Raw genomic sequence first — 10,905 nt, 5'->3', positions numbered from 1 at the left:
CCGAAAGGACCTCATGAACCCGACCCAAGACCCCGCCCGCCTGTCGCCCGCCGAGTTCCAGCGCCTGCTCGCCACGCTGCTGGGCGGACGGCGGCGCATCGAGTTCATCGCCAACCCCGGCAATGCCGGCGACGCGCTGATCAATGCCGGCGCCTGGCAGGTGTTCGAACGCCTGGGCCTGGCCAGCCGCGTCGTGCGGCCCGACCCGGCGCGCCGCGGCGACGCCGTGCTCTATCCCGGCGGTGGCAACCTGATCCCGCGCTACGACAACGCCCGCCGCGCGATCGAGGCGCGCATGGCCGCGCCCTTCGACGTCTTCGTCCTGCTGCCGCACACCATCCGCGGCCACGAGGACCTGCTGCAGCGCCTGGACGCGCGCTTCCACGTCTTCTGCCGCGACCTGGAGACCTACGCGCATGTGCGCCGTCACGCCCCGGCCGCACGCGCCTACCTGGCCGACGACCTGGCGCTGCTGCTGGACCCGGACTGGCTGCTGTCGCCGCGACGCCGGCTGGCGCGCTTCGCGCAGCTGCTGTCGAGGCCGTCGCGCGCGCGCGCCTACGGCCACTGGCGCTGGCGCCTGCGGCCGATCCGCCCGGTCGACGGCACGCTGCAGATCCTGCGCGTGGACGTCGAGTCCGCCGGCCATGCCGGCGCCGATCCGCGGCTGGACCTGTCGGCCTGCTACGGCTCGTACTTCGACGCGCCGGGCGAGGCCGAACTCGTCGCCGGCGACTTCCTGCGCGTGCTGCAGGCCGCCGATCGTGTCGTCACCGACCGGCTGCACGTGGGCATCGGCGCCAGCCTGCTCGACAAGGAGGTCGTGCTGCTGGACAACGACTACGGCAAGAACCGGGCGCTCTACGAGCTGTCGATGCGCACGCGTTTCCCGCGCACGCGCTTCGCCGAGCACCGCCCGGCGGCGGCCGCCTCCCCGCTGTCGGTGGCCCATGGCTGAGCCGCGCGCCGTCTCGCGCCGGCTGCTCTACGTCGTCGCCGAGAGCTGGCCGACCTTCCGCCAGGACGTCGCGGTTCTCTTCGGCCGCGCGCTGCCGCGCCTGGGGCTGGAGTCCGACCTCGTCGCGCTGCACGAGGGCCGGCCGCCGCCGCCGCCCTGGGGCGGCGGCGCGGCCTTGTTGCGTGCGGCGCCCGCCGGCACGGCCCGGCGCCGGCTCGGCGCCTTCTGGCACGCGCTGCGTGCGCTGGGCGGCGCCCGGCGCGAGCGCTACGCCGCGTTGCAGGTGCGCGACCTGCCGGTCGTCGCGACGCTGGCGCTGGCGGTCGGCGCCTGGAAGAAGCTGCCGGTGTACTACTGGATGTCCTACCCGATGCCCGAGGGCCAGATCGCGCTGGCGCGCGAGCGCGGGCTGTCGGCTGGCTGGATGAAGTGGGCCTACCCGATGGCCAGCGGCCTCGTCGGCCGGGCGCTGCTGCGCCACGTCGTGCTGCGCCGCGCCGACCATGTCTTCGTGCAGTCCGAGCGCATGCGCGAGGAACTGCACGCGCTGGGCGTGCCCTGGCAGCGTTTGACGCCGGTGCCGATGGGCGTGGACCTGGAGGCCGTGGCCGCGCTGCGCGGGGTGGCGGCGCCGCGCGCCGACGGCGTGCGTGTCATCGGCTACCTCGGGTCGCTGGACCGTCCGCGGCGCATCGAACGGCTGTTCGAGATGCTGGCCAGGGTGCGCGAGCGCCTGCCGCAGGCGCGGCTGCTGATCGTCGGCGGCACCGAGGACGCGGTGCACGAACGCTGGCTGCGCCAGCGCGCGCAGGCGCTCGGCGTCGACGCGGCGATCGACTGGGCCGGCTGGCTGCCGACGGCCGAGGGCTGGGCGCGGCTGGCGGCCGCGGAGGTCGCGCTGTCGCCGTTCCCGCGTGGCCCGCTGCTCGACTCGGCCTCGCCGACCAAGGTGCCGGAGTACCTGGCCCTGGGCCTGCCGGTGGTCTGCAACGACAACCCGGACCAGCAGGCGGTCATCGCCGCCTGCGGGGCCGGCCGCTGCGTGCCCTACACGCCCGAGGCTTTCGCGGCCGCGGTGCTCGAGCTGCTGGCGCTGCCGGCGCAGGAGCGGGCGGCGATGGCCGACGCCGGCCGCCGCTGGGTCGAGCGCCATCGCGACTACCGCCGCATCGCACGCGACGTGGCGGCGGCCTACGCCGCGCTGGGCGTCGGCAGCGCGGCGGCGGCGCTGCCAGCCGGCCGCACGCTCGGCGAGCGCGGGGGCTGAGCGCCTTGAAACCCCACGTCATCCGGACCTTCTACCCGGCCGACCCCGCAGGCGTCGTGCCCGGCGGCGTCGACACCTTCATCCGCGGCCTGGCGAAGTGGGCACCGGACGATCTCGCGTTCGAACTCGTCGGCATGTCCACCGACACCGCGGCGCGGCCGCTGGGGCGCTGGACCGAGTGCGACCTGGGCCGCCGGGCCCTGCGCTGCTTTCCGGTGGTGAGGGTGGCCTCGGCCGGCCAGCGCACCCGCGTGCCGCTGTCGCTGCGTTACGTCTCGGGGCTGCTGGCGCACGGGCGCGCGCTGCGCCGCGGCTTCGACGTCTTCGAGTTCCACCGCATCGAGCCGGCGCTGCTGTTCCTGGCCGATCCGCGGCCGAAGAACGCCTTCTTCCACCAGGACATGGGCGTCATCCGCCACCAGGCGGCCGACATCCTCTGGCGCCGCCTGCCGTCGCTGTACTTCCGTCTCGAGCGCCGCGTCGTGCGTGCGCTGGACTCGGGCTGGTGCGTGCGCGAGGAGGGCGTGCGCGCGATGCGCGAACGCACGCCGGAGAAGGCCCAGGTGCTGCGCTTCGTGCCCACCTGGGTCGACGACGAGACCTTCGTGCCCGCCGACGACGCGGCGCGTGCGGCGCTGCGAGCGGAACTGGCCGCCGCCGACGGGCTGGACCCGGCCGCGGCCTGGGTCGTGACGGTCGGCCGGCTGGACCGGCAGAAGGACCCGCTGCTGATGCTGCATGCCGTCGCCCGTCTGGCCGCGGCCGGCCAGCGGCTGCAGTGGCTGGTGGTAGGCGACGGCGTGCTGCGCGCCGAGCTCGAACGCGGCGCCGCGCAGGCCGGCATCGGCGATCGTGTCGTCTTCCTGGGCATGCGGCCGCCGGCGGCGATCGCGCGCATCCTGGCGGCCAGCGACCTGTACGCGCTGTCCTCGGCCTACGAGGGCATGCCGATGGCGTTGCTGGAGGCGCTGTCCTGCGGCCTGCCGGCCGTCAGCACGCCGGTCGGCGAGGTCGCGCGCGTGCTGCGTCCGGGCGTCAACGGCGAGCTCTGCGAGGCCCATACGCCCGAGGCGCTGGCGCAGGCGCTGGCGCGTGCGCTGGAGCGCCGCGAGCACTACCGCGGCGCGCCGGCCGTCGCCGCGGTGCAGGCCTACCGCCCGGCGCGCGTGCTGGAGCCGGTCTACGAGGGCTACCGGCGGCTGGCGCGGCGTTCAGCCGGTGGCTGAGCGGTCGCCGCGCCAGACCTGGCGCGCGACGCCGGCCAGGAACAGCGTGTTCGTCACCAGGTAGCGTTTCCACAGCCGCCGCGGCTCGCTGAGCAGCCGGTGCAGCCATTCGAGACCGCCGTGGCGCATCCAGGCCGGGGCACGCTGGATGGTGCCGGCATGGAAGTCGAAGGCCGCGCCGACGCCCAGCATCACCGCGCCGATGCGCCCGCGATGGCGCGCCATCCACTGCTCCTGCTTGGGGCAGCCCAGGCTCACCCAGACCGTGCGCGCGCCCGAGGCGTTGATGCGCTCGACGATCGCCGCCTCCTCGTCGGCATTGAGGGCCCGGAACGGCGGCGAGCAGGTGCCGGCGATCACGAGCCGCGGCAGGCGTTCGTGCAGGCGCTCGACCAGCCGCTGCAGCGTCTGCTCGCTGCCGCCGTAGAGGTAGACCGGCTCGCCGCGTCCGGCCGCGGCCTGCAGGTACTCGAGCATGAAGTCCGGCCCGCTGACGCGGCGCTGGCCGGGCAGGCCGGCGCGGCGCATCGCCCAGGCGACCGGCGCACCGTCGGGCGCCGCCAGGTCGGCCCCGGCGACGACGGCGCCGAACGCGGCGTCGCGCGAGGCGGTGACCACCGAGTGCACGTTGCAGAAGCAGACGTAGCGGCTGTCGCCGGCGTCGGCCCAGGCCGCGACGCGGTCCAGGGCCTCGGCCGGCGACAGCGCGTCGATCGGAACGCCGAGCACCGCCTGGCGCCGGCGCTGTGCCGGCGGGCAGGGCGGTGCATGATCTTCGGGGCGGTGGGGCATGTCGGTCCTCGCGGGCCGGCGGGCCGCCGCCCGCGCCTCACTGGCTCAGCGAGCAGCCGGAGGCGTTGACGCTCGACCCCGTGCCGGTGTCGGTGCACAGGTCCTGGCTGTCGGCGATGCCGTCGCGGTCGCTGTCGATCAGCGAGCGATCCAGCGTGAAGATCACCTCGCTGGAGCGCGGCCCGAGCACCCGCGGCCAGGTCACCGCGGCATTGTCACCGAGGCGGAAGAATTGCCCGCACAGCGTGGGGGCGGACGACGTGGTCGGGCATTCGAGCGAGGCGTCCGAGCCGGTGGTGTTGACCAGGATCTCGGTGCGCGAGCTGGCCTCCGACAGCGTCACCGGCACCATCTCGACGTTGGCGATCGACAGCGTCTGGCCGGGCTGGATCTGGGCGAAGTCGATGCGTGCGCCGCGGTCCAGCGTCACCGGGTCGTTGGCCTGCACGCTCTGGGTCACCTTGACGGTGTAGCTCAGCCGCGTCCAGCCGCGCGAGATCGGCACGTAGGCATAGAGCGCGCTCAGCGGCTCGTAGCCGTTGCTGCCGCCGCCGCCGCGGCGCAGCACGAGGTTCAGGATCTGGCCGTCGTAGGCGCCCTGGACGTCCACGCTGATGCGGTACCACTGGTCCTTGGTGACCGAGAAGTAGGGCGTGGACACCAGCCCCGGCGTGCCGCCGGCGACGTAGCGGGCGCAGAAGCCGCGTTCGCAGCTTTCCCTTGTCAGCGTGCCCTTGGGAGAACCGTCGTTGTAGGCCGCCCAGCCGTCCAGAGAACTCGCGAGCTTGCCGTTGGGCACCAGCGTGGCGCCGGCGATGCGTGCGGTGGCGTAGTTGACCGAGGACGCCGCGATCGCCGTCTGATCCTGGCCACGTGCGCTGCCGTCGGGGTAGGTGGCGGCCTGCCAGGCGCCGATGCCGTATTCGACGACGCTCGACGGCGTCTTCTCGGTGCCGATGCGCGAGTACAGCCGGTCGTAGTAGACGTTGGCGTCGTACTGCGCAAACAGCGTCGTGTTGGCGATCGTCGTCTCGTGCAGGAAGCCGGTGGCGTCGGAACTGGTCGGCACGACGCGGTTGCCCTGCACGACGTTGTCGTAGACGTCGCCGCTGGCGCGCGTCGAGTTCTCGTTCTCGTGGAACATGATCTGGCTGCGCCGGTTGCCGTAGAGCGTGTTGCCGACGAGATGGTTGTGCGAGGAGATGTGGACCTTCAGCCCGTGGTCGGCGTTGACGACGGTGTTGCCCTTCACCAGCACCCCGGTCGTGTGTTCGTCCAGGTAGATGCCCTTGGCCTCGCTGACGACGGTGCTCGAGCCCTTGCCGTCGGGCGCGCCGCGCACGTCCGTCACGACGTTGCCCTCGATCGTGCTGTTGTTGCCGCTGCCGCTGGTGTAGATCCCCGCCCCGTCGTCCAGCGTCGTGCAGGCGCCGGTCACGGTGTTGTACGAGGCCTGCGTCGCCGACGCGAAGGTGATGCCGTTGTAGCCGGTGTCGGCCACGGTGTTCTGCGTGATGACGGCACCGGTGCCCGCCGAGATGCCGCCCAGCGTGCGCCGCGGCAGGCTGAGCACGGTGCTGCCGGACATCAGCACGCCGGCCTGCACGACGCGGTTGCCGCTGATCGTGAGGTTCTGGCTGCCGGTGCCGGCGATGCCGTCGCGCTCGGTGCGTGCGATGACGTTGCTCGTCACCGAGGCGCCGACGGCGTTGTAGACGTCGATGCCGATGCCGGCGATGTCCTCGATGCGCATGTTGCGCAGCACCACGTACTTGGCGGAGCGGGCCGACACGGCGGTCCCGGTGTTGCGCAGGTTGACGCCGTCGATCGTCACGTAGGCCAGCGAGTCGAGGTTGATGCCCACCTCGCGCGTCGTCGCACGCATGTTGGCGGCCGGGCTGCCGGAGTCGGGCATCCAGGCGTACAGCACTTTGGTCAGCGGATCCCAGTACCACTCGCCGGCGGAGTCCAGCATCCACATCTGGCCGGCGAGGTAGAAGCCCCAGCCCTTCTTCACCGGGTAGGAGGTGGCGGCCGACAGCGTCAGCCGCGTGCCGCTGACCGAGGCGACCGTCGTCTCGTCCATCGACCAGGCGTTGGGGCGGATGCGGATCGTCGTGCCGGCGGCGATCGACGCGCCGGAGGGCAGCACCAGGTCGCTGCCGGTCGTCACGAACGTGCTGCCGGTCCTGCCGCCGGAGACGACGCTGTTGGCGTCGGCCGCGTTGCGCAGATAGACCGAGTTCGGCGCACTGGCGTCGAAGCCGCGGTTGGGGTGATGCGCCCAGGTCATCGCGCCGGCCGTCGACAGCAGCTGCGTCGGCTTGAGGGCCAGCGTCGTCTTGTAGACCTTGCCGGCGTGCCGCGTCCAGGCACTGGTGGCGATGTAGTTCGCACCGTCGATCGCCGCCGGCGTCGAGCAGCCGGCCGGGTACGAGGCGAACGTGATGCGCGCCGCGGAGCTGCCCGACTTCGCCGGGCGCAGCGTCTCGTTCCACGACGAGCCGCAGGCCAGGCGCACCGTGTCGCCGGGCTGCACGCTGGCGTTGACCTTGGCCAGCGTCTGCCACGGCCCCTTGCCGCTGCCGGCGCTGGTCTGGCTCAGGCCGTCGTTGGCGTCCTTGCCGCTGCGTGCGTCGACGTAGAAGACGCGGCCGGTGCCTTCGCCCGCGATGACCGCCGTGTCGGCGATCACCGCGCCGTAGGTCTTGTCGAGCGTGGTGTCGTCGGCGGCGGGCTCAGGGGCTGCGGGCTGCGGGGCCGCGGCTTCGGGCGCGGGGGTCGCGGCTTCGGAGGACGGCTCGGCTTCGCCGCCGCCGCCACCGCCACAGGCGGCGAGGAGGGCGAGGACCAGGGGGGAGAGGGCGGCCAGGCCGCGAGAGGACTGCGTGTTCACGGGGAGCCTTGAAACTGACGGCCCGCGCTCAGGAGTGGGCGGGTCGTGGGGATGTGGGATCGGTCTGCGCCGCAAGCTCGTTCAGCTGGGCACGTCTTCGGTTTCGGTCTGTGCACCGCGCCGCGTGAGCGAGGGCGCCGTAAGCAACCGTGACGCGCGGTAACGACGGCATGGCGTCGCGTCCCGGCGGTGGCCCAGGCGGCTTGTCAAGTCACGAGTTGCAGCGTGCGTCGCGGGCACCGATCGCGGTGGCCGGCGCGGCGAGCCGGTGCCGATGTCCCTGGGCCGCTGAAGGCTTCCGGCGGCGAGGTGAAACGTTTTGGCTCAGGTCGGCAGCGCTGCGCGATCTACGCTTTGCGCATATCAGGAGAAGCAGATGGCATATCCCGCGAGCACGCCCGCGCGCCCCGACAACGCCCGCCCGCATGCCCCGGCTCAAACCAGGCCACAGAAGTTGCAGAGCGCTGACGCTCCGACCGTGGTCTTCATCAGTTCGGCCGGGCATTCCGGCTCCACGCTGCTGGACATGATGATCGGCAACCTGAGCTACGCCGAGTCGCTCGGCGAGCTGATGGTGATGCCCGGGGAGATCGCGCTGGGCTCGCCCTGCACCTGCGGCGCGTCGCTGCTGGAGTGCCCGCTGTGGTCGCGCGTGCTGGCACGCTGGTCGCAGCGCCACGGCCGCCCGCCCGGGGACATCCGGCTGGGCTGGATGGCGCACTCCCAGCACGCGAGCCGGGCGTTCCGCCTGGCGCGGGCGGCCAGCCACGGCTGGCGCTGGCTGCAGCTGCGTGCCGGCGTTCCGGCACTCGGCCTGGCCGAGCCGGTGTACCGCCGCGGCCTGGAGCAGACGCTCGAGCTGTACGACGACGTCGCCGAATGCAGCGGCAAGCGCGTGCTGGTGAACTCGTCCAAGCCGTACCTGGTGGCCGTCGACCACGCCCGGCTGCTGGGGGCACGCTGCCGGGTCATCAATCTCGTGCGCGACGGCCGCGCCGTCTACGCCAGCTTCCTGCGCCACGGCTTCGCGCCGCGTGCGGCGTTGCACGCCTGGCAGCACCACTACGACCGGGCGCTGCCGCTGTTCGAGCGCTACGTCGGGCCCGGGCAGCTGCTCACGGTGCGCTACGAGGACCTCGTGACGCGGCCGCAGGAGACGATGTCCCGCGTCTGCGGCTTTCTTGGCGAGCCGTTCGAGCCCTCGGCGCTGGAGTTCTCCGCGCCGCACCACAACGTCAACGGCAACGACATCCGCTTCCGCCCGCGCCACGAGCTGCGGCTGGACGAGCGCTGGCGGCGCGAGCTGTCGGCCTCGCAGCTGGAGTTCTTCATGCAGCACGCCGGGCGCACGATGCTGCGCATGGGCTATGGCGCCGACGTGACGCCGCCCGCGGCGCCACGCGCGGCCTGACTCACTCGGCGGCGATCTCGAAGAACAGCGCCGGGCCCTCGGGCAGGCGCGCGGTGTCGATGGAGAGTTCGACCCCGCCGTCGACGCCGCGCAGCGGCAGCGCCGTGCGGCGCTGGCCGTCCAGGCCCAGGGGCCAGGCCTTCAGGCCGGCGGCTGCCAGCCCGTGCAGGCGCAGCGTCGCGGCCACCGGCTGCACGCGCGGCGGGAAGCTGCCGATCGCCTGCAGCGTCGTGCGCTGCGCGTCGCTGAAGCGCATGCCGGTGTTCAGGGCGTCGGTCACGGCCCACAGCAGCAGCCGGCGGCTGCGCACGATCGGCTGGCCGTCCAGCGACGCGGCGGCGAACAGTGCCGGCGCGCTGGCGTCGCGGACCTCGAGCGCCCCGGCCCTCGCCGAACCGCCGTCGAGCACCACGGCGGCGCTGCGCGGCGTGTTCACGACGATGCGGCGCGCCGGCGCGTCAAAGCGCAGTTCGCCGGTATCGCTCTCGAAGACGCGGGACGGCGGGCGCGAGGCGTTGTCCGGCGCGACGACGCCGGCGCGGCGCAGCGCGCCCAGCGGGTCTCGCAGTGCCCCGGCATCGTCCGCCGCGCGTTCGCCGACGGCCAGCGGCAGCGTCAGTTCTCCGGCCGCGGCACGCGCCGGGCTGCCGAAGTCCAGCCCGATGGGCGCCACCAGCGCCAGGCTGCTCAAGGCTTCGGGCACCTGCTGGCGCCACAGGCCGCGTTCGAACACCGCCTCGGCGTCCAGGCGCAGCCGCACGCGGTGCGCCGAGGCGGAGACGTCGCCGCGCCGGTACAGCAGCGCGGCCAGCCTCTCGCCGGCGCGGGCGACCGGGTCGGCGCCGATGCCGAACGGATAGATCGCGCTGCGGCGCGAGAAGCGCGAAGCCTCGTAGCGCGGCTGGATCGGCGTCTCCCCGAACTGGCACAGCGCGCTCCAGCCCTGGTGCGCCGCCACGGCCGGCACGAGCGCGGCCGCTTCATGGCGGTGCCGGTTCCAGAACGGCTGGCCGTATTCGGAGACGATCATCGGTTTGCCCCACTGGCGCGCGACCGCCAGCGAACGCACCATGCGCGCCCCGTTGTCGAACAGGCTGTCCTGCCGAAGCTGCGAGCCGGCCTGACCGTGGCGCGTCGGAACGCCCTGGTAGGCGTGCATGTCGATCGTCGCCAGCGCCTGGCGCGTGAGATCGCCGCCGTAGAAACTCCAGCTGTCGTAGCCGGTCGTCAGGCCCTTGAAGCCGCGCTCGCGCACGTGTTCGTCCATGCGGCGGAAGGCCCGCTGCTGCAGTTCGGTGATGAAGCGCGCGAAGTCGCGCGCACGGGCACCGGCGCCGCGCGCGTCGGCCGGCATCTCGATGCCCGCGTCGAGCGATTCCGCCGGGCCGGCTTGTGCGCCCCAGGCCCGGCGCAATCCGGTGTCGCTGCCGTAACGCTCGCGCAGCCAGGTGCGAAACGCGGGCTGCAGTGCCTCGGGGTAGCGCGCGCGCCGCTCGGCCGCGGCCATGAAGTCGGCCTCGCCCTCGTTGACGAGGATGACGCCGAGCATCGCCGGGTCGGCCAGCGGCACGGTGCCGGTGTAGCGGTTGCGCACGCCCCACAGGCGGTCGACGACCGTGGCCCAGTGCTCGAAGCCGGCGTCGCCGGTCAGCACGTCCCACTTGGCGTGGTGGCGCGACTGGTAGCGGTTGGCCGGCGCGTCGCCGTAGGCGGCGTTGTTCGAGGTCAGGCCGTCGACCAGCCAGTAGATGCCGGCGGCCTTCAGCTCGGACATCAGGTACTGCAGACGGTCGAACTGCTCCGGATCGAAGTCGAAGTCGCGCGTGCGCCGCGTCATCAGATGGGCGTCGACGTAGTGCAGCCGCACCAGGTTGTAGCCGGTGCGCCTGAGTTGCGCGGCCAGCGCGCGCGCCTCGTCCTTGTCGGGCACGCCGCCGTTGTCGGGGTTGAACACCATCGACGCGCAGAGGAAACGCTGAGGCTCCTCGACGCGCTCGAAGCGCAGGCGCCCCTGGGCATCGGCGCGCACCCAGCCGTCGCGGCCGGCCGGGCCCTCGCGAACCAGGGCGCTGAAGTCCAGCGCGCTGCCGGCGCGCACCTGCAGGTCGACGTCGCGAAGCGCCGGCCAGTCGTCCTGGGCGCAGGCGCCCCAGGCGGCCAGCCAGAGCAACAGGCCGGCTGCGGCGCGCGGCCGTCGCGAAGGGGGCAAGGGCATCGGGCACGTCCTCCACGGGCGCGAAGGCGCCGCGAGCCGGACTATCGGGCCGTCGCCCCGGTGCCGTGTGACGACCTGTCCGGCCTGGCGTCATCCGTGCGCAAAGTCGGTGTCGGCGCAAGCCTGCGACCGGCGCGGCG

General features: G+C 73.3%; 7 protein-coding genes. 4 read left to right on the top strand and 3 right to left on the bottom strand.

Annotation, left to right across the window (positions count from 1 at the left end; translation table 11 throughout):
* The first annotated feature begins 13 nt into the window (after window positions 1–13).
* The 3 genes from EV684_RS15755 to EV684_RS15745 are packed head-to-tail and all read left to right on the top strand — an operon-like array spanning window position 14 to window position 3,451.
* Complete coding sequence (locus EV684_RS15755; RefSeq protein ID WP_132648244.1) at window positions 14–958, top strand: polysaccharide pyruvyl transferase family protein; 945 nt, start codon at window positions 14–16, stop codon at window positions 956–958.
* The gene (locus tag EV684_RS15750; protein WP_132648243.1) at window positions 951–2,225 is read left to right on the top strand and encodes a glycosyltransferase; all 1,275 of its coding nucleotides are present in this window, start codon (window positions 951–953) and stop codon (window positions 2,223–2,225) included. The genes EV684_RS15755 and EV684_RS15750 overlap by 8 nt, the downstream gene beginning before the upstream one ends.
* 5 nt (window positions 2,226–2,230) lie before the next feature.
* On the top strand, window positions 2,231–3,451 hold the full coding sequence (locus EV684_RS15745; RefSeq protein ID WP_132648242.1) for a glycosyltransferase: 1,221 nt from the start codon (window positions 2,231–2,233) through the stop codon (window positions 3,449–3,451).
* Here EV684_RS15745 and EV684_RS15740 read toward each other — a convergent pair.
* Together EV684_RS15740 and EV684_RS24550 are read right to left on the bottom strand one after the other, a co-directional pair.
* Entirely contained in the window at window positions 3,437–4,243 is an 807-nt protein-coding gene (locus EV684_RS15740) for a WecB/TagA/CpsF family glycosyltransferase (RefSeq protein ID WP_132648241.1), read from the bottom strand. The genes EV684_RS15745 and EV684_RS15740 overlap by 15 nt on opposite strands.
* A gap of 37 nt (window positions 4,244–4,280) precedes the next feature.
* Window positions 4,281–7,139 carry a right-handed parallel beta-helix repeat-containing protein gene (locus tag EV684_RS24550; RefSeq protein WP_132648240.1) on the bottom strand — a complete coding sequence of 953 codons (2,859 nt, stop codon included), beginning with the start codon at window positions 7,137–7,139 and terminating at the stop codon, window positions 4,281–4,283.
* A 478-nt stretch (window positions 7,140–7,617) separates the two neighbouring features.
* Between EV684_RS24550 and EV684_RS15730 the strand changes: the two genes are divergently transcribed.
* On the top strand, window positions 7,618–8,550 hold the full coding sequence (locus EV684_RS15730) for a sulfotransferase family protein (protein ID WP_165908508.1): 933 nt from the start codon (window positions 7,618–7,620) through the stop codon (window positions 8,548–8,550).
* Window position 8,551: 1 nt separating this feature from the next.
* On the opposite strand, the gene EV684_RS15725 is transcribed toward EV684_RS15730, so the two are convergent.
* Entirely contained in the window at window positions 8,552–10,765 is a 2,214-nt protein-coding gene (locus tag EV684_RS15725; protein WP_132648238.1) for a beta-galactosidase, read from the bottom strand.
* Window positions 10,766–10,905 lie beyond the last annotated feature (140 nt).

The sequence above is a fragment of the Rubrivivax gelatinosus genome (genome assembly GCF_004340905.1).
In the GTDB taxonomy this organism is placed as follows: Bacteria; Pseudomonadota; Gammaproteobacteria; order Burkholderiales; family Burkholderiaceae_C; genus Rubrivivax; species Rubrivivax gelatinosus.
The sequence above is the reverse complement of the archived record's forward strand: the minus strand, read 5'-3'. Positions and strand labels throughout refer to the sequence as shown.